General features: G+C 53.7%; 16 protein-coding genes. 1 reads left to right on the top strand and 15 read right to left on the bottom strand.

What is annotated here, in order from left to right:
• The 15 genes from AABZ39_16590 to AABZ39_16520 all read right to left on the bottom strand — a co-directional run bounded on the left by AABZ39_16590 (window position 1) and on the right by AABZ39_16520 (window position 22810).
• Window positions 1–2421 carry a hypothetical protein gene (locus tag AABZ39_16590; GenBank protein ID MEK6796397.1) on the bottom strand — a complete coding sequence of 807 codons (2421 nt, stop codon included), beginning with the start codon at window positions 2419–2421 and terminating at the stop codon, window positions 1–3.
• Window positions 2422–2482: 61 nt separating this feature from the next.
• Window positions 2483–3826 (bottom strand): DUF1501 domain-containing protein, encoded by a 1344-nt coding sequence (locus AABZ39_16585; GenBank protein MEK6796396.1) that lies wholly within the window; start codon window positions 3824–3826, stop codon window positions 2483–2485.
• A gap of 23 nt (window positions 3827–3849) precedes the next feature.
• Entirely contained in the window at window positions 3850–5457 is a 1608-nt protein-coding gene (locus AABZ39_16580) for a DUF1553 domain-containing protein (GenBank protein ID MEK6796395.1), read from the bottom strand.
• Between the two features lie 9 nt (window positions 5458–5466).
• Window positions 5467–6645 carry a Rid family hydrolase gene (locus tag AABZ39_16575; protein MEK6796394.1) on the bottom strand — a complete coding sequence of 393 codons (1179 nt, stop codon included), beginning with the start codon at window positions 6643–6645 and terminating at the stop codon, window positions 5467–5469.
• Between the two features lie 238 nt (window positions 6646–6883).
• Complete coding sequence (locus AABZ39_16570) at window positions 6884–8275, bottom strand: hypothetical protein (GenBank protein ID MEK6796393.1); 1392 nt, start codon at window positions 8273–8275, stop codon at window positions 6884–6886.
• A gap of 70 nt (window positions 8276–8345) precedes the next feature.
• Complete coding sequence (locus AABZ39_16565) at window positions 8346–11051, bottom strand: hypothetical protein (GenBank protein ID MEK6796392.1); 2706 nt, start codon at window positions 11049–11051, stop codon at window positions 8346–8348.
• A gap of 50 nt (window positions 11052–11101) precedes the next feature.
• Window positions 11102–11593 carry a hypothetical protein gene (locus tag AABZ39_16560; protein MEK6796391.1) on the bottom strand — a complete coding sequence of 164 codons (492 nt, stop codon included), beginning with the start codon at window positions 11591–11593 and terminating at the stop codon, window positions 11102–11104.
• Between the two features lie 210 nt (window positions 11594–11803).
• Window positions 11804–13171 (bottom strand): hypothetical protein, encoded by a 1368-nt coding sequence (locus AABZ39_16555; protein MEK6796390.1) that lies wholly within the window; start codon window positions 13169–13171, stop codon window positions 11804–11806.
• Window positions 13168–14427, bottom strand: coding sequence for an alpha-L-fucosidase (locus tag AABZ39_16550; protein ID MEK6796389.1), 1260 nt, complete (start codon window positions 14425–14427; stop codon window positions 13168–13170). The genes AABZ39_16555 and AABZ39_16550 overlap by 4 nt, the downstream gene beginning before the upstream one ends.
• Before the next feature lie 11 nt (window positions 14428–14438).
• Window positions 14439–15242, bottom strand: coding sequence for a glycoside hydrolase family 16 protein (locus tag AABZ39_16545; GenBank protein MEK6796388.1), 804 nt, complete (start codon window positions 15240–15242; stop codon window positions 14439–14441).
• Between the two features lie 67 nt (window positions 15243–15309).
• On the bottom strand, window positions 15310–17631 hold the full coding sequence (locus AABZ39_16540) for a LamG-like jellyroll fold domain-containing protein (protein ID MEK6796387.1): 2322 nt from the start codon (window positions 17629–17631) through the stop codon (window positions 15310–15312).
• Window positions 17632–17665: 34 nt separating this feature from the next.
• Window positions 17666–18829, bottom strand: coding sequence for a galactonate dehydratase (dgoD, locus tag AABZ39_16535; protein MEK6796386.1), 1164 nt, complete (start codon window positions 18827–18829; stop codon window positions 17666–17668).
• A gap of 11 nt (window positions 18830–18840) precedes the next feature.
• Window positions 18841–20214: a cellulase family glycosylhydrolase gene (locus AABZ39_16530; protein ID MEK6796385.1), complete on the bottom strand. Its 1374-nt coding sequence runs from the start codon at window positions 20212–20214 to the stop codon at window positions 18841–18843.
• A gap of 765 nt (window positions 20215–20979) precedes the next feature.
• Window positions 20980–21432, bottom strand: coding sequence for a hypothetical protein (locus AABZ39_16525; protein MEK6796384.1), 453 nt, complete (start codon window positions 21430–21432; stop codon window positions 20980–20982).
• A 397-nt stretch (window positions 21433–21829) separates the two neighbouring features.
• Window positions 21830–22810, bottom strand: a complete 981-nt coding sequence (locus AABZ39_16520; GenBank protein ID MEK6796383.1) for a BtrH N-terminal domain-containing protein — start codon at window positions 22808–22810, stop codon at window positions 21830–21832.
• 359 nt (window positions 22811–23169) lie between these two features.
• On the opposite strand from AABZ39_16520, the gene AABZ39_16515 reads away from it, so the two are divergent.
• The coding region (locus tag AABZ39_16515; protein MEK6796382.1) for an RNA polymerase sigma factor at window positions 23170–23782 on the top strand (613 nt) is incomplete at its 3' end.

The raw sequence follows: 23782 nt of genomic DNA, 5'->3' as shown, positions 1-23782 counted from the left end.
TCAGCGAACCTCGTACGCGATCGCGGGAAGGTTACAGTAGAACGTACGGCCGCTCGAGAGAAGCACGCCGTTCGTACCGCGTCGTTCCCACGGCGTGTACGCGACGAAGATGAGATTGCCGCGTTGGCCGGGTTTGACCGATGCATCCGTCTTTACCACGACATAGGTATCGTTCGTCGGCGATATGGGCGTCGTACGTATCGTAAGGAAGCCCTTGGGCGGATTATCGAGCGCAAGTTCGATAGGTGTGTACGCTACGCGCTGACCGCGGGCAACCGGCGGATATTTTATCGGCAGCATCGTCTCCTTGTTCGCTGAGATCTGCGCCGCGATATTGTTGCTGCCGATATCTATCGAGAGCTGCGTGCGGGCACGGTCCGGGAGCGTAAGCACGATGAAATCATCGGATACGATGAGATGCCGAAAGAAGAACGCCTGCATCATATCCTCGCAGGGAAGCGCCGTGCGCTTGACCGGCAGCCCGTCATACACCGATGTACCGATTATCTTAAGCGGCATGGTGTTCGTCGGCACATCATAGGCCGCGTTCAAGGTCACCGGCAGCGTATCGCTCGTGCCGCGGAGCGTGCCCCCGGAAAGCGTGTATCCGTTCGGCGCATCATCAAGGGAAAGGACGATGTCATTCGTGAACCCGTCGATACGCTGCACGAAGAGCGAAAGCGGCATGATGCCGCCGCGGGGAATGCTTATCGCCGAGGGCGACACACGCAGCTTGAAGTCGGGGCGCGGCGGGCTTACACGCAGCCGATAGGCATGGAAATCGCCGCCTTTCCCCTGCACATCCCTGAGCGTCAGCGTATAGGCACCGTTCCTCGGCAATATGAAATTGATATACGAATCGGCATGATGCGTCACCATGCCCATCGTCTTATCGACGTAGTCGTCGTTCGTCTGGAGCACCGCCCCTTTGCTGTCCGCAAGCCGCAAAGCTGAATCGAGCGGCGAATTGAGCCTGCGCGCATACACCTCGGCGATGATCCGCTCCCCTTCCCTGCCGGTAAAAACATAACTGTCGATGTCGCCGGGGGGATCGATGCGCCCGTTGATGACGGACGGGAGCCGTATCTGCTGCGCCACGACCGCGCTGTTGTTCCCTTCCTTCTCGAACACCTCCGGCATATTGTCGGCGAAGAACAGCGTCGGTATCGGGACACCGCCCTCCGGCGGGGGTACGGTCACAATGCCCGGCTCATACATACGCGGTTCAATGAACGAATCCGCATTGGCGATATTGACCCCTTTGAGCTCCACCTTCGTCGTTCCATACGCGGGGCCGCCCAAGGGATAGCTCATTGCCGCGAAGGGCATCTCGCCGGCAAGGATGCGGAATACGAAATCCTCCCTCCCGCGATAAATCGAATCACGTATCTCGATGACATAGTCACCGTCCTCAGGCACCGTATAGGACATCACCGGGTCGGGGCTGCCGAGATAATCGTCCTCGTACGCGACCTCTTTCCCGGCGGCGGTATAGAGGGTAATGACGGACTGGAACCATCCGGGCACGGCGTCGGCAAGATAGGGTATGAGCGAACGCGCCTGTACGACGAACACAAGGTTCTGTCCTTTGCGCGCACTGAATTTGAAGCAGTCGGTCTCGCCGGGCATGACCTGTCCGTTGAACACGGCGGGGAGCGAGTCCACCGAATTCGGCCGTGCGAGTTGATTGGGCTCACGCTCATAGACCTCGGGGATATTCCCGATATAAAAAACTATCGGTTCCGAGAACCCCCGCGCAGTGGCAAGGCGTATCTCCCGTTTCCCGACGACCGCCTCGGGGTCTACGGTTATCGATACATGCACACGGTCGGTAAGCTGTGCATTGGGCTGCTTCTTGCGCTGAATATCACGCATGTACATCATCATGTCGCGATCGTCAGGCGGACGCATGGAGTACGAGATGAGCTGCTCGGTACGCTCGAGCTGGCGAATGAGCTGGGCGCGCTGATTGGTGCCCATGAGATTGCTGATGAGCGTTACCGTGAAATTCGTCTCGATGATGCCGTTCGTCTCGATGATGTTCGTCTTCGTTTCCGAACGGATATTGTACGCATCGTTCGTCGTCACATTGGTGATGTAGCTCACGTTCGTGCCGCTGCGGTTCGTCGTTATCGTCCTGAATATATTAAGCGTACCCTCGAGCACATTCTTGCTGTTATAGAGCTGCCCGAGCGCGAAGGGATCGATGTCGCGGGTAAAGTTGACCTTCACACCGCTGACATGCTGCCCGGTGATATACACATTGGTGATGTTCTCGAGGAATTGCCCGCCGATAACGACGGTAACGTTCGTTCCCTGCATGGCCCCCGCGGGATACACAAAACCCACATGCGGGCGGTCCTGAGCCATGAGCGTCAGCACGGCACCGAACGCCATGATACATACGACGAGCGACTTCACTGCACACGCCCTGACGTACTGTGTACTCATCGAAAGAATGATCATGCGCTATACTATACCGTCAGACGATCTCCGTCAACCTGCCGCCGGAAGGGAGTTTTTCCTCGGGACCCGGCGTGATGCGGACATCGTATCCTGAGGGGTGCATCATCGTCCCCTCCGGGTCAATGCCGAGCTGCGAATACATCGTACCGATGAAATCCCACGGATATACCGGGCGATCGCGCACTTCCTCGCCGGTCGCGTCCGTGGAACCGATCACCTGCCCGCCCTTGAACCCGCCGCCGGCGACCACGGATGAGAACACATTGCCGAAGTGATTGCGCCCGCCGTTCCAGGGGGCTTCCCACTGCACACGCGGTGTGCGGCCGAATTCGCCGCCCCACCACACTATCGTGCTGTCAAGAAGACCGCGCTGCGAAAGGTCATCGAGGAGCGCCGACATGGCATTATCCATCTGCGGAAGCTTCGTCCGCATTATCTGAAAATGCTGCTTATGCGTGTCCCATCCCTCATAATTGATGGTGATATACGGCACGCCGATCTCGACAAGCCGCCGCGCCGCAAGACAGGATTGACCGAACGTGTTCATGCCGTACTTATCGCGAAGATCTTTGGACTCCTGATTGAGATCGAATACCTTCCCGGCCGAACCGAGGATAAGCTCCCACGCCTCGTTCTCGCAGTTGTTGACATGCGTTATCTCGGGAAGACCTGCGAGATTCTTTCCGAACGTATCGAGCTTGCCGAGAAGTTCCCGGCGGCTCTGCTGCCGCTCCGTTGTCAGATCGCGCGACACGACACCCTCAACGGTAAAGCGCGCATCATTCGGATTTCCGCCGGTGGCGAACGGCTTATACCGCTGCCCGAGGAAGCCGGCCTCGGAAAAACGCCCCTGCAGCCGCGTCAATACAATATACGGCGGTATGAGCCCTTTGTAGCCGGCATCGTAACCCTTCTTCAGCGCGGTCACCGCACCCGTACAGGGGAATACCAGCGAACCGCCCGGCATACGCCCGGTCTGCACCATGTACGACGCGGTTTCATGTCCGTTGTTCTTATGCGTGAGGCTCCGAATGACCGCCAGCTTATCGGCACGCTGTGCGAGTTTGGGTATGAATTCACCGAACTGTATCCCCGGAACATTCGTCGGAATAGCCTTGTTGAAAGGCCCGCATATATCGTATCCGGCGTCCGGTTTCGGATCGAACGTATCGACATGCGCCGGTCCTCCCCACATCCATATCTGTATGACCGATTTCGCCTTCGCCTTCGGCTGCTGACCGAAAAGCTTTCCTCCGGTAAGCGATGCGCCGACAGCACCCAATGCTCCCGCCCCCATCATACGAAGCATCTGTCTGCGGGTGACATTACCGTACTCTTTGTACTTCTGCAGTGTCTTCATACACGCCTCCCGGCCGTTACGGCCTAATGCTTGAGAATGAACTCACTTGCGTTCACCAACGCCCATGCGATATCGCCGATGCCGTCATTATTCCGTGCATTTGCTTTCATATGTTCGAGCGCTATCTCCTTTTCCTCCGCCGTCGGGAAACGGGAAAGTATGGAAAGATAGAGCTCTTCGACCTGCTTCTCCGGCGTTCGCGCCTGGGTGAGCACACGGCGAAGCGTTGTGCTGCGGCGAAGCTTATCCTGTACATGGCTTGAGTTCAACAGATGCAGCTCCTGCGCGGCGGACGGCCTGTTATTGCGCTCCATCTCCGCGCCGGAATCGCGCGACGGGCGGCCGAACATTTCGAGGAAGGAGCTCGTAATACTGCCGTCATTAAGCCGTACCGATGTCTGATCCTCAGGGATGTAGGTGAACGGCTCCGGCACCGGGCTCGAATACGATTCCGTCGTACCGGTTATCCTGCAGAGCGCATCGATGATCACCTCCGCATCGATCCGGCGGATGTAATAGCGGGAAAAATAGATGTCATTGGTCGGCGTGTTCTCCGCGGGTTTCGAAGCAAGCTGATACGTTCCCGAGTTCAGGATCTGCCGTATGAGATATTTCATATCGTACTTATGCGCGATAAAATCCTTCTCCAGCCAGGCAAGGAGTTCTGCATTCGCCGGCGGATTGTCATCCCTGATATCATCGGGCTCGTGTATGATGCCGCGCCCCAGATACCAATACCATACGCGGTTGACGATGGCCTTGGCAAACCAGGGGTTTTCCGGGGTGATGAGCCAATCCGCGAACTGCATGCGCGGATCGAGCGCCATGTCATAGGCAATCTTCGTTCCGTCGGGGAGCAGCGGCTGTACGGGGACACCGTTCGTTCCCATGAGCGGTTTTTTGTCAGGATCGTAATATATGATCTCTTCCTTCCATTCCATGGTCGACTTATAGGCGAGCTTGGAAAAGAACGCCGCGAAACCGAGGGCTTCATCCTTCGGCCACTTGTCCGTTCGCGCACCAAGGAACGTGAGCGCCACCGCCTGTGCGATGACGAGCGGTTCCTTACGCGGGATGGCACGGTAGAAATTCACCGGCGGGTCGCGGAAATTCACGCCGCTCGCGGTTATGAGTTCGCGCGCGAAACGGTCATATGCCATATTGCTCACCACCGCTTCGCGTATCCAGCGATGATACGCCTGTACGGCATTGGGCCAGAGATTGATGGGGAATTCCGAGCGTACCCGCAGAAGATCGAGCCATTTCATCGTAAGATAATCGATGTGTTCTTCGCTTGCGAGCAATGCATCAACGACCTTTTCCCGGCGATGCTGATCCGTGGAGTCGAGGAATTTCCTCACATCCGTGCTCTGCGGTATCGTCCCCGTAATATCGAGGTACACGCGGCGGAGGAACGTTTCATCGTTCACCGCTTCCGCCGGCTTTATCCGCTTCTCTTCAAGCTTCGCAAGCACGAGCTCGTCAATGCGGTTCTTTATGGCAAAGTCCTTATAGATCTTCGGCGTATACCGTGCCGCCGTTTCGGTCTTCCTCGCCGTCTTCTTCCCCTGCGGCATGAGCGCCGTCGATATCGCGATCAGGGAAAGGATGATGAGAACAGCGTTCTTCACTTTTTCCTCCTAGAGGAAATCCGGCACGGAATGCTTCGCGTCGCGGATCGCAACGCCCTCTATCTCAACGAGCCATCCGGGGCGGCATACCGGGGCATGGACACGGACCACCGGCAGGTCCTTCGGGAACAACTCATCAAGCACGCCAAGCACGGCACGCGCATCCGCAGGGCAGCGCAGATACACGATCGCGTAGGCAAGGTCCGCGAGGTCAGAGCCGTTGGGCTTGAGCAATGCGCGGATATTCTCCACGGCACGCTCCGTCTGCTTGCGTGCATCAGCGGGGAACAGTATCTCCCCCTTATTGTCGATGCTCGCCGTTCCGGAGATGAACATCTGTTCGCGGTCGCCGAACGTCACCTTCACGCCGCGTTCGAAGGTGACATTATAGTCATGCGTCGGACACATGTTCTCCGGCGCCTCCATGCGTACGATCTGCTCTTCGCGTATCCCGGCATAGGACAGCGCGTCCATATCGACAAGCACCCAGCTTTCGCGGCTTCTACCCTCAATGCCGGTGCTCGCAAGATACCGCGAATATTTCGTGAGACCGTGTTCGTTGAAATACTCGCGCCGCGCATCCACCATGCCGCGATAATGATTGCCGATATCGCGGACGAACATCCACGTACGTATCACATTATCAAGAAGCGTCTGCCCGTGCTCGTGGAGGAAGGAATCGTAATCCTCGAATATCATCTTCGTCTGATCGTAGGAGGTGAACGGCGCTGGGCGCTGATAATTCGCCGCGTAGAAAAGCGTGTAGTGCTCGCCGGCTATCGATACATGATTGCTCGGACGCCTGCCGCTGTCGCGTACCGAGGTCTTCATGAGCGGTTTCTTCGCGTTCTTCACGTGGTAGGCGAAGAACGTGAGCTGTCGGTCGTTGAGCGGCGATTGCTCGACGAACGAATACCCGCCGTCGACGGCGATGTCGTAGAGCTTCGAATGGTGGAGCGAGTCGAATTGATTGGAAAGATCGCCCGTGTGTATCCTCGTGAACACCTGCGTATCCATCGAAAGACCTATGCTCTTGATGAGATCGGTGTAGATGGCGACCGCATCGGTGAGCGCCTTCGCGAACGAGTCCGGTTCCGGACCGATGACGATATGATATTCATCGGCGCCGGCGCTCGTGGTGAACACCGAATAGCAGGCAGCAGGCGATACTCGAACGTGCTTCATCATGATGTTTTCTTCTTTTTAGATGTTAGACTGAGATGCTCCGAAATAGTTCCCGCACGAGAACAGGCAAGGGAATGAAAACCTTTACATGCAAGGACATGACCGCACTGAGATAATATACTTGAAAACGGCGGCGATGTCGCTCCATTGATGCAGCAATTCGCTTTTCCCACAGCGCGAACTCCTTACCTTATATAATATCATTTACGGGGTATTTGTCAAATTAACGGCCTTTTCACCGTCAATCCAGGATGTAGTCGTTGTTTATCTTGAAACGATACTCGCTGTTCGTCATTGTCCCCATGAGAAAGTGGTGAAGGAGATTGGACGAGCGCAGTATGTCCCCCTTCTTATCGTAAATGAAATAGAGCGGATAACGCCGTACGTACCGGAAATACGGGTTGTTCTTGCTCGTCACGAGCGAGCCGATCATCATATTCGCCTGCCAGAGGAGATAGCAGGCCTTGTCAGTGAGATATCCCTCCGGATAGCGTTTCAGGTACGACGAGAACGCCTCAGCCGCGGCGATGCACTCGTGATCATTGTACAATGCGAGCGCCTTGCGGAAATCGGCCTGCTCACGGTCGCTCCGTATCACGTTCGATATCGGCATCATGTATTTCAGGTACGTCCATCCGCGTGCGGTCCCGAACGGCGTATCGACGTCGATGAGCGCCCAGACCTCGTTCGTACGCAGATAGTGGAGCTTCTTCTCCACGATGCGGCGCACCGTGACGAAATCATAATCATTGAGCAGCATGATGGTGCGGTCGGAGGGGATATACACGGATTCGCTTCCCATGCGGTCACGCAGACGCACGGTCACGGCCGTAACGACAGCATGGTAATTCGTCTCGGCACGCATGTCGTCTATCGTCCGTTCGACATCCCTGCGCATGCGCATACAGGCCGAACGTTCGTACTGGTTGAGCACGCCGTCATGACGCTCAGGCTCCGGGAGGAACGATTCATCGGCGTAGAGTCGCTCAAGAAGTATGCTGGTGGGAAATTTCTTCGAGAGCGTGTGGAGCAGCGTAAGATTGCTCATGAAATGGCGCACGTTTGTCATGCCGTTCGTGAACAGAGAACGCCCGTTCGTGAACGCGGTGATACAGGCGAAATCCTTGGCGGGGAAGAGCGCCTCATTGGCCACCAGTGAAAGCCAGGGATTGCCGTTCCATGATACGCCGTTCGTACCGGCAATGATCCCGAAGCGGCGCATCACACGCGACGTGTAGAGCTCCCGCGACTCTTTGCGCTTCGTATGCGCGAATTCACGCGAGAAAAAATTCGTAACAAAGGCGTTCTCGCCGGCGATAATGCCCGGTATCGCCCGCGCGATCCAATAGAGCGCCTCCGCTTCATAATCGGTATCGGGCACATCCTCAAGCAGCCGATAGAACAACTTGAACGCTTCTCGGCCGTTGTTCGCCCGTGCCGCGCGCCGCGCGTCCATGAAATAGCGATACTCTTTGAGCGTCGTAATATTGTCGCCCTCATTGAGCGGCAATCGATTGAGATAATCGTATACCGACGCGGGCCCTTTGCTGCAGGCGGTCGACAGGGCGAGCGCAGCGGCTAGAAGAATACAGGCACATACCCGAAGGACCGGGGCGGGGCATGGATCGGACATATCGTATCCTTACGTTGGCAATGACGCGCCATTATATCGCACGGGCGAAATGAATCAATATGTGCGGCCATCATCTCCCGAACGGCCCTGCTATTATCGCCATATCGGACGTCACGGATGAGACGACGCGCGAACCCCTCAGTATCTCGAGCGATACGCGATGCGGTCCCGTCTGCACCGACGTCAGCGGGAGCGCGAGGCGGCGATACGCTTTGAGGTCCTGCTCTGCAAAAACCACCATCGCTTTGGCAGCGTCGAGAAGGGACGCACGCACACGGCACTCACCCTGCTTCACCGATGCCTCCCCGAGAAGGGAATAGATAACCGGGACGGTATCACCGGCAGCGGCGTATCCGGGAATATCCGCAAAGTCAATGACCGGTTCCTTGAAGCGCACGAAGGATACCTCATCGAGGTGGAACACGAGGCGCGTGCCGTGGGCATATTCCGATTCATTCACCCATAACTGTATGCCGTTCAATACTTTGAGGTTCTGCGTACCGAGCACAAGGGTTGCGAATTCGCTCACGGGTATGAGTATTCGCCGCCAAATGCGCTGCTCGGTCTCATTGACGATGTGATACTTCTGATATTTTCCCGAGGCGGTGTAGAGGTCCATGCTGAACGGCGTACGGTCGTCGGCGACCTCATCGCGGTTGGAATCCACGCGGAACCACATTGAGAAGTAGTCGTACTCGTTGAGGTCTATCGGCGTCGGCAGATTGATCTTCATCCGCGGCCAGCCCTTCGGGTATTTGCCGCCCTCGCCGCCGTCATTGATGTGGTCTATGGTCACCGTCCATCGCAGGGACTTTTTGCCCGCGTGTACGATATCATCCGCTACTTCCATGACGCCCTCTTTGATGAGGTTCACCCACATTGAAAAATCATCATCACCGAGATCATACGTTTCGAGGAGGCCCTGCTTCGCGGCGATCTCGAACGCTGACGGCGCGGTGAATACCGGGCTTTTCGTCTCGTTCGGCTCGGAAAAGAATTTTACCGGAGCGGAGGGGAATTTCGAGAGCGATGTGATAAGCCGCGCCATATTGAGGCGGTACCCAAAAAAATCGGCGGTGCAGAAGCGTTCCGTTCCGAGATATTTCTCAACGCGCGGAGTGCCGTCCCATATCTTCTTGAGGAACGCTTTCCCTTCTTTCACGAGCGCCGCGCATGACGGGTCTTTCTCCTTCTCATGGAACGCTATCGCCTCAGCGAGCGTATAGATGTAGCGCGCATCATCGGCGCCCTCGCGGAAGCACACCCAGTACGTCGCGGGGAGTATAGCGCCGTCGCGGGCTATCTTCGGTCCGGTGTCGGCATAATTGCCGTCGAGATAATTGGCCGGGTCTTCTACGTCCCAATGCCATATCCAGGGAACGATGCCCTCGTAACCGCTTTTCCAGAATCCGTAGCCATAGGTCAATCGTCCGCCCTTGAACATGGCCTCGCGTATCTTGATCTCACCGGCATTGTGATTGGGATATGTCCAGAACCGTTTATTCGGCGTCGCGCGCACTTCCTCATACGGCACCGAATATGTCTGCGCGCACCAGAGATCGACGACATCACGATACGCGGGGGCGTCGGGCGACTTCGGGTCCTTCGTCGCATACGTTCGCACGCCCGCCTTCTTCACCGCGGCATGGACACGCACGCCGAATTCGGTAGCGGCGGCATCCACCTCGTCGAGGGGATTGTAGTAGAACGGCGGCCAATTGCTCGCGATGCGCTCGGCCTCTATCTTCTTCACCTTCTCGGTGACCTCATCGAAGAAGGCATCGGGCGGCATATTCGTCACGAGGGCATGTCCCGGAATCCATGAGCCCGTATATTTCTGATAGAGCCCTGCTATCCCGTTGCCGATGATGGCAAAATAGAACGGGATATTGGTGAAACCCGCACGGCGGAGTATGTCGAACGTCTCGACGCCGCGATAGTAAAAACCGCTGGTCTTGGTATCGTAGGAGTACCAGCCGGTGGACGGGATATTCATCCCGTATGCTATCATCGTCCGAAAGTCATCAAGCGCGATGCGGTCGAGCCCTTCTTTATTGGTAAGCGCCGGATCGATCGCCGCGAGCGAATTGCGGGCGCGAAAGTGTATATCGTAGCTGTACGTGCTGTAGAATTTCGCCGGGTCGGAACGCAGCGCGAAGGCGAGCACGCGCACCCTGAGCGGTATCGATACCGAAACGCCGCCTTCCGCAGCGACGTTCACCTGTGCGGTATACACTCCGGGGGCAGCCGTTTGCGGTATGGCGATCGTTATCCACACCTGCTCAGTAACGCCCTCGCTCGCATCGATGGCCGCGAACGGATACAGGAGCTCCGGCACCCGGCGATATGTCCCTTTCGTCGTATACATTGGGTAACGCATCTCTTCATACTTCACCATGCGCGCATCGACCGCAGAAGAAGGGATCGTTGTCGGCCCCGCAAGCGGCGATACGCTCACCGAGATACCGGACACCGCCTTGAGCGGATGGATGCCGAGAATGACGGTCTCATATTCGCCCTGCGCCGCCATGACCGAAAAAACCGTCAGCCGCTCATCGGCGAGCGGCCTCGTCTCGCGATAGACGGGCTCGGTGATTGGCCGTGTGAAGAGCACGAAACCGCGCGCGCGTTCCTCGGCGTCCGGCGCTACGGCAGGAGCAGTTTCAACGAACGGGATATCCTTCCATTCGGCCGGAACGGCCGATAGTGTTGCCGCGGCGAAGGCAAAAGTGACGGCAGTGCGGAAAGAACCGAACAAAGCATCGACCCTCGGCATAGAAGCTCCTCAATACAATGATCGTCGGCCGTGCGGCCGGTACGGTACGGCTACTGCTGAACGAGCGATGCGTTACGGAACCAGACCTTGCCGGTCTTTTTCCGGAACAGCAGGTAACAATCAAGGTGCTTCACCGGTTTCTCCGGGGTATATTTTGCGGATGCCGTCTCCCAATCATGTGTACCTGTTTTGAAAGGCGCAACAACACCGTATGTCCGCGTGCCATCGGTGTGCGTAACATCGATATAGAGGCAGTAATTGTTGCCGCTGTCGCCGGTTGCATCTTGCGCTTTGCTCTCGCCGGAGAAGATGATGGTCCGTACTTCTGCCTGATCGAGAACGACACGCTGGTTCACACCGGAACTGTCCTTTTCCGCCGCGCATTCGCACACGATGACACCGTCGGGCTGCATGACCGTCGCGTTCGACGATCCATATAAATTCCATTTTTTAAGCAGATTGACCGGCGCTTCACCCTGTGCTGACACAAGGGCTGCCGCGGCGATAATGCACAACGATGCCAGGATCGATCGACGAACCATGCTGTCCTCCGAAATACGTATTGCCGTGATTGTACCTGACCGCGGTACACTGTCAATAACATTTCGGGGATTATTTTGTGAACATGCTCGAACAGAAAAATCCATCCCCGCTGCAGATATATCCATGGCCAGCGGGGACAGCATACGAGCATAACGCCGGCGGGGATAATACCGTCGAGCCCTTGTGATAAAAGGAACGCGTGTGAACTATCAGACGTTGCGGAAGACGAACGATGACAATGCATCGCGCGGGAACGGCAGCTCCAGATATGAATTCGCCGTGACCGTGCGCTCATCGATGCATGCAAGACCGTTCTTTTCCGGATGCGTAAGACAATTGCCCGCATCCGCATCGATACGATAATGACGCATGTGAAAATTCCCGGGAACGGCGATGCGCACCGCGACCGCCGGTATCTCGTGCCAAATACCGCCGTAATGCCACACCGTAAGCGCTATGCCGCCGTCCTTCGAACGCGATGCCCATGCGCGGACGCCGAGACCGCAGGGGTCGGTATTCCCGGTGATGGCGACCGCAAGTTCTTCATCGCCGTGGAGCGCGCACATGGCCATGGCATTGCCGTAGGGTGTCGGGCGCCCGTCGGCGAGGAGCATGGTCGCACCGAGCTGCAGTTTAATATCGTGGTGAAGGCACCATGGCATGGGAATGAAGCGGTGGCGATATGCCTCCTGCAGCACCGTCATCACCCCCGCAGCATAGCGGAGATTATCCTTTCCAAGCGCTTCATGAATGCCTATCTCCGAAATAAAAACAGGCAGCGTCTGCGGGAGGCCGAATTCCGCAAGCCAGCCGTCGATGCATTCGCGCAGCTCCCCGATGCGTACCGGGCGATGCGAACTTGTATAGTCGTGGTGACAGATGAAGTCAAGGCGCTTGCTGGTGTCGGTGTCCGCGGCGTAGCGCTTCAGAAAAGAATATACGCGCTCAAGATAATCGGTAGCGCTTATCGGTCCGCCGATGCCGAGCTCGGGGCCGGGGAGTTTTCTCGCGTTGACGGCAGCAACGGCGCGATAATACATCCGATAGAAACGATAATACGTATCCGCATCAAGCCCGCCGAATATCGATGATTCACTTTCATTGAGCACTTCAAGCCAGCGTATGTTCGAGTAGCGTTCCTTCAGTTCAAGAAGCACCTTTGTGAGCACCGCTTCGTACTTCTCCTCGCTGATGATACCGCGCATGACCTCGCGCTCATAGCGCCGTATACAGAGAAGCACCTCTTCGGCATTCGACGATACCGCATCGAAATACTCCCTGAAACTCACCGACGACGGACGCGTGACCGTGCGGTCATACCTGAACATGGCCGCATCATCCGTATGCCGGTCAGCCCCGATAATATGGTCGGGATGATACGAATCGTCGCGATAGTCCCAGTATTCGTTGAGAACGACCCAGGCGCGCACGATACGCGGCTTCCCGTAAAGCGAGACCGCCTTCCCGATAATGTCCTTCGACGGGGCGACGCGCATCGACGTGTTCCAGAGCCGTTCGGGATGCGCCATCGCTCCGATGCTGCGTGATGTGTCAATGGTTATTGCATGCATATTCATGTCCTCTCCCCCGAGCTTCCTATGATATCGCAGCGTACCACATGAACATCACCGTCCGCCTCATGGATATCGATGATGATGCGTCTGGTCCTGACCGCTGGGAAACGGCAAATCGCCTTATGTCCGATATTCTTTCCTTCGTATACGGTTATCATCTTCTCTTCGCGGTCCGTCTTCGGCGGCATGACGCGAATGGAGAATCGCTTCACCTGCTCGCCTTGGGGAATATCCTCGCCGAGAACGACGTGATCGATGAGCACGGTATCCGAACGCTTATACTCGACACGCGTTCCGGTGACCGAACAATCCGCGATAGATGCTGTCGGAGAAGCGAATCGCCGCTTTATCTCGGCACCGAATTCCAGGAGACGCGATGCATCCTTGTCCGGCAGACGCCCGCGGCGGTCGGGACCGATGTTGAGAAGGAGATTCGCATTTCTCCCGACGGAATAGTAATACATTCCTATAAGTTCATCGAGCGATTTCACCGTATGCTCATCGGCATCGCTGTAGAACCAGTTGCGCTCTCGCATCGTCACATCGCATTCGGCGGGGAGATATCGTTTCCCCGTCCTCTCTTCGATATTCGACAATATCGATGTCGGTGCGCGGTCGACGACGCTTTCGCACGGCCATGGCGCAAGCCCATCCTCATTGCCCACCCAGCGATAATCCGGATCACCGAGACTGAAGATGCGTATCCCCCTCTGCATGCGGCGTATCTCGCCGATGATGCGCTTCCAGTCGTAGGTGTGCTTCTCGCTGCCGCAGCCGTCAAGCCAGAGCATATCGATGTCTCCGTAGCCGGTGAGTATTTCCGATATCTGATCGATGAAATAATCATCATATGCTTTCGGATCGTTATACACGGGAGATGTGTGATCATATGGGGAATAGTACAGTCCGGGGTGTATGCCGAATTCACGGCAGGCATCGGTGTACTCGCGGAGCACATCGCCTTTCCCGTTCTTCCACGGCGATGACGCAACGGAGAACTTCGTGTACTTCGACGGCCAATTGGCGAACCCATCATGATGTTTCGCGGTGAACACCATGTACCGTGCACCGGCATCGTGCGCAGTCTTCACCCACTGGCGGCAATCGAGCGCGGAGGGATCGAACTTCACGGCTTCCATCGGGCGTTTGTCCATGTCCTTCCAGCCCTCGTAGAACGTGCGAATGCCGAAGTGGATGAATATGCCGAATTCCCAGTTCTGGAAGTCGATCTGTTTTTCTGTTGGAAGTGTGCTGTCCATTACCGTTCCTTTTACTCTACGAGATCGAATACACGCACATGATCAACAATAAAATAGTCAGGAAGTTTCGCTTGTTTCAGTTCATCGCTCGGTGAATCACTGTTGCGGTATCCGTTACACTCGGTGGAGATCAAAACGAACTGCTCGCGGTCAGAAACCGGTCCCTCGACGAACCACGACTTTTCGCCGTCGATGTAATACGTGTATCCGTCCGGGCTCCAGTCAAGTCCGAAAACGTGAAAGCCATCGGGTGTTTCCGTAAGCGATCGTTTCCCCGAAGCCGCCTGCTTGTGGTCGGCACCATAGCCGTCCCAGTGATTGTTGTGATAGACGATGCCGTCGCGGGCGAAATTCTCCATGATATCGACTTCTACACCCGAGAAATTCGCATCCGGAGCAGCACCGATGATAGGCGACTGCAGCCAGAACGCCGACCACCAGCCGGGCTCTGTCTGGAGCTTGCAGCGGCATTCGTAATATCCATATTTATGGAGGAACTTCTGCTCCTGAAATTTCCCGATAGGCCACTTGTACATCGATTTCCCGTATGCCTCTTCCGGCATGTCCATGAAATTGGCTCCCGTTTGCAGATGCGGCGAGCGGAAATTATCACCGTCCTTGATGAGCGGAAGAAGGATGTTGCTTTTTCCGTCGAAGATCACCCCGCCGTCGGAGAATGTCTCATGCCGCTTATGCATGAGATGGAGACGATAGCTCCATTTGCTTTCATCGAGCGTGGGGCCCTCGAATTCGTCGTGCCACACGAGCTTCCACTTCTTTCCTTTCGGAAGTAGACTTTCAACATGCTTGTTCATGATCGCTCCTTTGATCGTTCTTGCTGCGCGTGCTCTTCCCAGTCCCAAGAGTCCGGAGCCATCGGGCTCATCGTTCCGCGGTCTTTATCGGTATTCGAAAAGCCTTCAGTCCGTGGCGGCGGACGGACAGTGTCAGCTCTTTGCCATCATAGCAGGATGCAACGGCTTCATTCGTTTCATAGACCTTCGAGATGATCTCTTCCGCAGTGGATGACAGTCCCCCGAGATCCCATCCATTCAATTCCTCCGAAATGATCGTCCCGTGGGGGACCGCGCCGGTCAAGGTGATCGGTATCCGGACGTCGGTCTTGGGAAGCAGATTTATCAGGATGACGTTGAGGTGGGTCGTCGTCCGGGAAGCGACGGCACGAAGTGCCTGTACCTTTTCGTCATACACCTTCGTATCGGGTTTTCCTTCAACGGGAGCGGTGCGCCAGGGGAACGTCGGGGACTGCACAACGGTATGTACCAGCGAACCCTTGAGATAGCGCGTATAAAAATCGTATACGAAGAATGCGGGGAAGGGCGCCAACGCATCGGCATCGCGGATGAGCCCGAAATGCGTCGTTCCCTGCAGTTGAAATTGCTGCGCCGCGCTTACTTTCTTTTCAAGAAAGAGATTGAGCATCATTCCGTGATACAAGGCTGCTGCCATGTCACCATTGGCGGGAAAAAGCCCCTTGTATCCTTCCGGATGAATATTCCATTCGGTTATTGCATATTCCCAGTTTCCGCGACCGTATTTGGCGGTAAGCTCCAGATTGTTTCCGATCAACGCATATTGCTTGGCAATTTCACCCATACGGGCGAAATAGGTTTCGCCGGTATCCTTCGAGATATTGATCCACGATGAGCCGTAATTGTGGTTTACAACACAATCGATTTCCTCAGGCTGTATTCTCTGGAGCAGTTGATCGTTCCATACTGCATCCCCAAGATTGAGCGATGCCGCGATTTTTATTTTCTTTCCGATCGATCGCACGTGCCGAGCCGCATCTTTCGTATAGGCTGCAAAGGAAACCGGATCCCATGTGCCATTTCCCGGGAATTGCGGTTCATTCCAAATTTCGTAATACATCTCAAAAATTTCCGTCCCGAGGATTTCCTTCAGTCGCAACCATGCAGTCAATGCTCCGCCGGCATACACCTTGGGTTGAGCCGTTCCCACTAAGGTGTTGTCGGATTCGGAGCGGTACGCAACTTTATTTTTATAGCTGCCTTGAGCGGTGTTATTAAGAACAAAATATTTAGCGGGATACATTGCTTTGATGAGGGGCGCCTGCATTTCCCAAAGGACTGTTTCGTTGGGCATCGTTTGCATCCACAAACGAGTTGACGTGTTCTTGAAAATCGGCGCCAATCTATTCACGCCATTCGCGCTGAACGATTGTATCAACCCATAGCCCGACGATTGAAAATCACCCACATCATTAAATCGCACTGTCTCGTAGCTTGTGACTCTCTGCGGTCTCAAGCAAGTTCCCATTACGGCAGGGTTAACTTTCCCCAAGGACTTGGTGCAGTCGATGCTGAGCCCGAGGGCTCCGGTTGCAGTCTCCTGCGAGTCGGTTTTGCCCCCCGTGTTTCCGATGATGTATTCACTTTCGTCTTTCAGCACGGTATCCATTAACTTACTGTTCGTCAAGTACGATGTATCCGGATGCTCCGCCCAATCGCCAATTTGTTCAACTGAAAGTGCGTTCGTGAACAAATAAACGCCGTCCATTCGAAGTGCACTTTTCTTGTTACCGCCATTGAGTGAAAATTTTGCTGACGAAGTGACTATCGCCCCCCAGTTTTTCGACGGGTATTTACTGACAGCGCTCATTTCCTTGCCGTTGACAAACCCTTTGATCTCACTCCCCGCCAGATACACCACCGCCAAATGAGACCACACGCCTACCGGGATGCTCTCATCGGCAAACTGAACAGAACAGTTTTTTATACTGCTTCCATTACTTTTTTGCGCAAAGCCAAATCGAAATGACATTTTCGGACCCATGCTGATGGCGAAACCTGCACTCACATCGGGCATTACATTTCCCAATGGTCGAGTCCATTCGCCTCGTTCTATCGGAAATACCCAGCACATCACGGTGAAGTTGGAAAGCGTTTCGCGAACAGATGGATAGGAAATCGATTCTGATTTACTCAGCTCAAGGCTGAAACCTTCCCGATGACCGGGGGGTAGATTGGGCGAGTAGTTGAATCCACCGTCATGTATTCCTGTTTTGTTTCGACCCAAATCGATCAAACTTGATCTCCCAGACAAGTCTTCAAAATCGATATGGATCAGGGGTGTTTCCCCGGCGTAGAGTAAAAGACTTGCCACGCAATTCAGGATAACCAATAGAATTATCGGAACTGCTTTCCTGTTATCGATCTGCATTTTTCCACTCCATAAACGTCTGTAATCGAAATTCCTATTTCGTCCAACCGCCGGCATCTTTCGGACGTATCATCGTAAGATCGCCGTTGAAGTGCCTGAGATTATGCGGTGTATACGGGTGTTTTGCAAGTTCCTCTTCGTTGATATCGATGCCCAGCCCCGGCGCATCGGGTATCTTCATCATGCCGTTCTCGAATTGTATCTTCTCCGTCGTAAGCGCGCTACGGTACGGGACATCGTTGGACATTGTTTCAAGCAGATGGAAATTCGTCACGCAGGCCGCGAGCTGAAGCGTTGCCGCATTCGTCACCGCGCCGATGGGATTATGCGGACAGAACGGTATATAGTGACATTCCGCCATCGCTGCGATCTTCTTCATCTCCATGATGCCGCCCGCGTGCGAGAGATCCGGCTGTGCAAAATCGGCACATTCAAGCTCAAAGAAATCGCGGTACTCCCAGCGCCCGAAGAGACGCTCGCCGGCAGCGACCGGAATATTGATGCGCCGCTTCACTTCGGCAAGCCCCTTGAGATCGCCCGGCGGTATCGGCTCCTCGAACCAGTAAATATCGAATTTCTCCAGCGCATGCCCCACGCGCACCGCAGTGGGTATATCGAGCCGTCCATGACCTTCTATCATGAGAAAAACGTTCTTGCCGGCAGCATCGCGCACCGCTTCGACGCACTCGACAGCAGTATTGAATTCTTCCGCCGTAAGCGAGAGATACGCTTTGCCGAACGGATCCCACTTAAGCCCTTTGTATCCGAGCTTAACCGTTTCCTTCGCCTTCGCGGCAAAATCCGCGGGCGTCTTCGAGCCGGCGAACCACGCATTCGCATAGCAGGGCACTTCGTCGCGCACCTTTCCGCCGAGAAGCTGATACACCGGCACGCCGAGTGCTTTGCCCTTGATATCCCAAAGCGCCATCTCAACGCCGGAGAGCGCTGTCATGAGCACAGGCCCGTTGCGCCAGTACGAATCGCGATATGCCTCAGCCCAGAACGCCTCGATATTGTGCGGGTCCTTTCCTACAAGGTATCGCTCAAGCTCACGCACCGCCGCTTCAACGGCAAGCTCACGGTGTTCGAGGGTGGCCTCGCCCACGCCGTATATCCCTTCATCGGTCATCACCTTCACGAGCACCCAATTGGTGCGGTACACGTCGCAGATGAATGTTTTTAAGCCGGTGACTTTCATGGTTAACTCCGTTACAGTACGGTCGTTGCGTCGGTGATGATGATCGGATAATCGATGAGCGGAATGTCCGAGAACACCCACTCGCGCTCCCGCTTCTCTTTTTTCGTGATACGGAACACCTCCTGCGTTATCGTGTCGATGATGACCGGGTCCGTCATTCCCGTCGCATGCTCATGCGGTATGCGTATCGATACGTTGGGCGGCGCATACGGCTCAAGAAGATCGACCCCCTTCCAGAACACGGTCAAGCCTTTTCCATTGCGGAAGAACGCATGCACCGGGACGCCTTTGATATCGCCGTTCGCATCGAACAGATACCCGCCTTCATGCCCCCGGTACTTTGTCGCGTCACCGAACAAGCTGCAGATGGACTGATACGCCTGAAACGACGGCTTCATCGATCCGTCCGCGCGCATCACGCCGTAATAATACGTATGCTCCACGAAACGATCGGTGATGTAATGCGAGAAATCCGCCGCGTGGAAATACGATATGAACGGCGTATTATTTATCACATCCAGGAGCGACCGGCGGAGCAGCCATTTCGCCTGCGCCTCCTCCGTCCACGGAATACCAGCCATGGCCTGTTCTGTCTGCATACCCGACGGCACGCCCGATTCGCCCTGCCATACGGGTATCGATCTCCGGCGGTGTACCGTCTCGCGCACTTTCTTCGCATAGTCCTCGTACTTCTCGTCCGGGTTCTTTCCGTAGAAATGATAGGTTATCGCGTCGGAAACGTCCGCGATGCCGCAATTGAGGCAGTCTTCGACATACGTATCGAGGCCGTGCGCGAACGCCCCGCCGATGATGAATGCCTGGGGGTTCGCTTTCCGTATCGATGCAGCGCTTATCTTCACGAGCTCGGTATACTTGAACGGGTCGCGTGTATACGGCCGCCAGAAATGCGCATGCCCGTTGAGGTCCGGTTCATTCCATATCTCAAAATGCGTTACGCGGCCTTTATAATGCTTCGCTAACCGTGCAACGAAACGCACCCATCCTTCCGCGGCCTCGGCTTTGTACATCGGCGTCCATCCGATGGCGGTTTGATGCGTCGCTTCCGGGGTATAGAGCTGATTGCCGTAGGTACAGTTGAACCACGGCTGAATGCCGATGGAAAGAAGCGTATCGACGATGGCATCGAGCCAGGCGAAATCGAAAACGCCTTTTTCTTTCTCGCACTGAGACCATCCCGTCTGCACGCGCGCCCATTTCACACCGAGGTTCGCGAGGTTCGGGTACATCTTCCTGTCGTCGAACATCTTCCGGTCGAGGCATTCAAAGCCGATGGAAAACCGGCTCGCGTCGCTTACACGTGAAGACCGAGTGGTCATCTTCCCTGCGGGGGTGAACGCATTCCCTGTACTGAATATCGAGTTCATTGGCAAGCTCCTTATCAGCTATCTTACTGCTGTGCTGATAGGATAGCAACGGAGGGGTGTGCGTTCTTTGCGTATCGTCCGGGCTACTGTGCGGATTTACCGTCCGATGGGCGTGTCATCATCCTTTCGGACCATGACTGGGCCTCCTCGTGTGTTTTGAACCGGTATACTCCCTTGGGGATGAACGGTTTTGTCCCGCGCAGCGCCACTACTGTCTCAAGGAATTTGACCGTTGTGATGAAATCTGCCGCCGGTATCCGTCTGCCAACCGTTTTAAAAGGGATAGTACTTTGCATTTTTACCGCCCATACATGCCAGTATACCACCCGCCGAATTCCTGTCAATTCCAACCGCGTGTCACCCCATTCTAGCATACACCACCCTACCTCCGCGATGTCTATCCAACCGTTTCCGATGCCTCGCACGCGTTTTCACCGCTTTTCAGCAACATATTCTTTCCCGCGACAACAAGGACCAAAGCGCATGTGCAATTCACTTCGGGCCAGATATTCAGAACCGATAACATCGGAAGAGCAGAGTCACCAGGATGAACAGGATGAGCAAGATTACATCGGCAATGAAATCCGGTTAATCCGGTTCATCGTGGTACTCCCCTTCTTCTCCTGCTTTTTTCTCAAAATCCCTGTCAAATCCAACTCTGTCCCAGCGGTGTCGCATCGCCTACCAACGTCGATCCGTGGTTCTTCGTCCGAATTCACCGATATTTAATTTCCGGCGGCAACACCACTCTTTTGCCGTTTGCTGTTACGCATCGGCACTTGCACTGAGCCCCGCCGAAGTGAATTCATCTTCATAGTGTGCTTCATCCGATATCGGATGATATGTTAAGGCCAAAACGGGCTGTTCTGGCGGTGCTCGCTTCGGCTCCTCGTACCAAGCATTAATGGAAACGAGCCATTGCTTGTACAGGAAAGCATACGCCTCGCGCACGTATTCGACAATATGCATCTCCTTCCCGCACTTAGGACATTTGAGAGGATCAACTTCGTACACTTTTCGGATCAGCATCGCCCATCGCTTACGATATTCACGCTGCTCTACGGACGCACCTTCCCGCGGCATCTCGTCGTACTCTTTCTCTTTTGCCCTCGCGCGGCTCGAGTACTCGCCATAATAATTTAAATACCGTTGTCTATATTTCGGGATGTGGGAAGTTACAGCAGCAAGAAAATCATTCGCCGTGGCGGCTCTGGCCATCCATGGCCGCCGCCAGCTGCGCCATCCTTGGCGCACGTTCGAATATCTCAAAGTTCCGCCGCTTCCCTTTATTCATCGTCCCGTGATACAGAACCTTCTTTGTCTCCGGTACGTATTCCATCGCTTCAATTGAGAAATGCGGCTTTACGATATATCGAGCTAATTGTGCCTATTCCGCATTCTCTGGGTGGAAAAGTGCCAACTACAGCTATTTTGATTTTTTTTATCAGCATTAGATTTTATCCTTAATTTCAAGTACAGAATTTTTGCAGAAATCCCCACCCTCATTTAAAAGATATCTATTCTTTTTTGCTTTGTCAAACTAAAAAGTACCCGTAATCGTGCAAGGCCAGTCTTAAATTCATTATCATTCATTTTGTATGAGAAAAATTGGCAGCTATATTTGCACTAATATTTCCATTGCACTTTTTTCTTTTGCTGATATTGTTTTTAAAATATCAGATGCTTGCTGAATATATTGAATATTTTTTGTCTGACTGACCTTAGTGAACAAACCTGAAACAGAAGTCCAAAGTCCGGCAATTTCAACAAATGCCTGGTGTGCTGATTTTATTTTATCAAGCTTTATCAATTCATAACTTTCTTTTAAAAAATCCCTGTATAAATTCCTGAATAAAGCACCGCCTGTTCCTGCTTTTTCCATAAGCATGGCTGAAGTTTTAAACTCATTTTTAATATTTTTGCTTTGTTTGAACCATTTAATTATTTCAGAACTTGTTTTAAAAATCCCTTTATAGGAAATATTAGAAATTGGCGGATTGAGATATTCATTTGCATTATTTCTGATTGCAGCAATAATGGCTGTATTTAAATCAAAATTTTTATCAGTTTTTTGTAAAGTGTAATACAAATTTTTTGATGACATCGGCCCTTTTTCAGACCTTGCCAGGGATAAACTTTTTAATGATGTTTTAACTTTACACCCGTTTGGTTTTGTGTCAACTAAAAAAGCATACTTATCATCATAACCATAAATTGCAACATAATGTCCTGCAAAATGGATAGGTTCAGAAAAATATTCAAGATAATAAGAATCCAGTTTCAAACCTGTTATTTGACCTTTGTCTATAAGTTCCTTTACATTGTCCCACGCCTTTTGTTTTGATGATGTTTCGTTAACAATCAATTTGCAGTTTAAGTTTTTCGCAATATTTTCAGTTAATACATCTGGTTTTACACGGCCTCCTATAAAAGGGAAATCCATAGTTTTCATATTCCAAAAAATAAAACTAAGACCCTGGCCTAAACCAAAAAGCATAGGTTCTGAAAATTCAATATTAAGCTGATATAATAAAGTTCCTGTAGCTGTCGTTTCACAATGTTGGCCTTCAAATGATTTAACATTTTCTATTACCATAATAAGCCTCCTCCTTATATTTTAAAGCAAACCTCTCTAAAAACATAGAAACTCTAAATCTCAACTTTACTCATATTAATCATATCCTTATAAAAAATTATGAAAAATCCATTGGCTTTTCTGATTAACATACTATATAAATAAAAATATTATTTCAATATTTTTTAATATAGAATCTGATATTTAAATTCATGTTCTCTTTTCCTGAAGGGATAGTACTTTGCATTTTTACCGCCCATACATGCCAGTATACCACCCGCCGAATTCCTGTCAATTACAACCGCGTCTTCCCGCCCCGCCTCGTCATTTGTGAGCCGTACTGTGATCAATAATTTTCTGATAATTATACGGATCGATATATGGGAACCCCGAACACAATACCGGCCGTGCCGGCTGACGACATCATCCTCATCTCCGGGATACGCCAGAATAATATGCGCTGCTATCGCCTCTTCCAGGAAAAGTATTTCGGCTATATCCGCCATCTCTTCGGGCAATGGGTGAACGATACGTCCGACGCCGAAGAATTGTCCTGTGACGTTCTGGCCAAGGTCATAGGCGCGATAGAGCGATATGATCCCGCTCGCGGGAGCCTTAAGCTTTGGATATATGTAATAGCCATCAATACCCGCAACGACTATCTGCGGCGGCTTGCCGCGGCGGAGGAAGCAGTGGCGACCGTATCGCTTGACGAGCCGGTCACTTCCGGCAGCGACATACTCCGCATCGATATGCTTGCGGACAATAACACCGGGAGTTCCGACCTTCCGCCGTCATCGTATGCCGATAATCCCGGCCTTCAGGCGGCACAGGCGGTCATCAATGCGCTCCCCATCGACCATCGGTATATACTGCAGCTCTATTCAGACGGGTATACTTCGTCCGAGATAGCCCAAGCCATTGAGAAACCGGCGGGGACGGTTCGGAGCATCTGCTCTCGGCTTATCGCGACTATTCGTTCCGCGTATGAGA

The sequence above is a fragment of the Spirochaetota bacterium genome (assembly GCA_038043445.1).
Classification (GTDB): Bacteria; Spirochaetota; Brachyspiria; order Brachyspirales; family JACRPF01; genus JBBTBY01.
This window is presented reverse-complemented; position numbering and strand designations above follow the sequence as displayed.

What these genes read in the sequence shown, in the direction of transcription:
- AABZ39_16550 (MEK6796389.1), bottom strand. Translation starts at nt 14,427, where the DNA reads ATGGACAGCACACTTCCAACAGAAAAACAGATCGACTTCCAGAACTGG.
- AABZ39_16585 (MEK6796396.1), bottom strand. Translation starts at nt 3,826, where the DNA reads ATGAAGACACTGCAGAAGTACAAAGAGTACGGTAATGTCACCCGCAGA.
- AABZ39_16520 (MEK6796383.1), bottom strand. Translation starts at nt 22,810, where the DNA reads ATGGTAATAGAAAATGTTAAATCATTTGAAGGCCAACATTGTGAAACG.
- AABZ39_16525 (MEK6796384.1), bottom strand. Translation starts at nt 21,432, where the DNA reads ATGGCCAGAGCCGCCACGGCGAATGATTTTCTTGCTGCTGTAACTTCC.
- dgoD (MEK6796386.1), bottom strand. Translation starts at nt 18,829, where the DNA reads ATGAAAGTCACCGGCTTAAAAACATTCATCTGCGACGTGTACCGCACC.
- AABZ39_16540 (MEK6796387.1), bottom strand. Translation starts at nt 17,631, where the DNA reads ATGCAGATCGATAACAGGAAAGCAGTTCCGATAATTCTATTGGTTATC.
- AABZ39_16565 (MEK6796392.1), bottom strand. Translation starts at nt 11,051, where the DNA reads ATGCCGAGGGTCGATGCTTTGTTCGGTTCTTTCCGCACTGCCGTCACT.
- AABZ39_16560 (MEK6796391.1), bottom strand. Translation starts at nt 11,593, where the DNA reads ATGGTTCGTCGATCGATCCTGGCATCGTTGTGCATTATCGCCGCGGCA.
- AABZ39_16530 (MEK6796385.1), bottom strand. Translation starts at nt 20,214, where the DNA reads ATGAACTCGATATTCAGTACAGGGAATGCGTTCACCCCCGCAGGGAAG.
- AABZ39_16570 (MEK6796393.1), bottom strand. Translation starts at nt 8,275, where the DNA reads ATGTCCGATCCATGCCCCGCCCCGGTCCTTCGGGTATGTGCCTGTATT.
- AABZ39_16575 (MEK6796394.1), bottom strand. Translation starts at nt 6,645, where the DNA reads ATGATGAAGCACGTTCGAGTATCGCCTGCTGCCTGCTATTCGGTGTTC.
- AABZ39_16555 (MEK6796390.1), bottom strand. Translation starts at nt 13,171, where the DNA reads ATGAATATGCATGCAATAACCATTGACACATCACGCAGCATCGGAGCG.
- AABZ39_16545 (MEK6796388.1), bottom strand. Translation starts at nt 15,242, where the DNA reads ATGAACAAGCATGTTGAAAGTCTACTTCCGAAAGGAAAGAAGTGGAAG.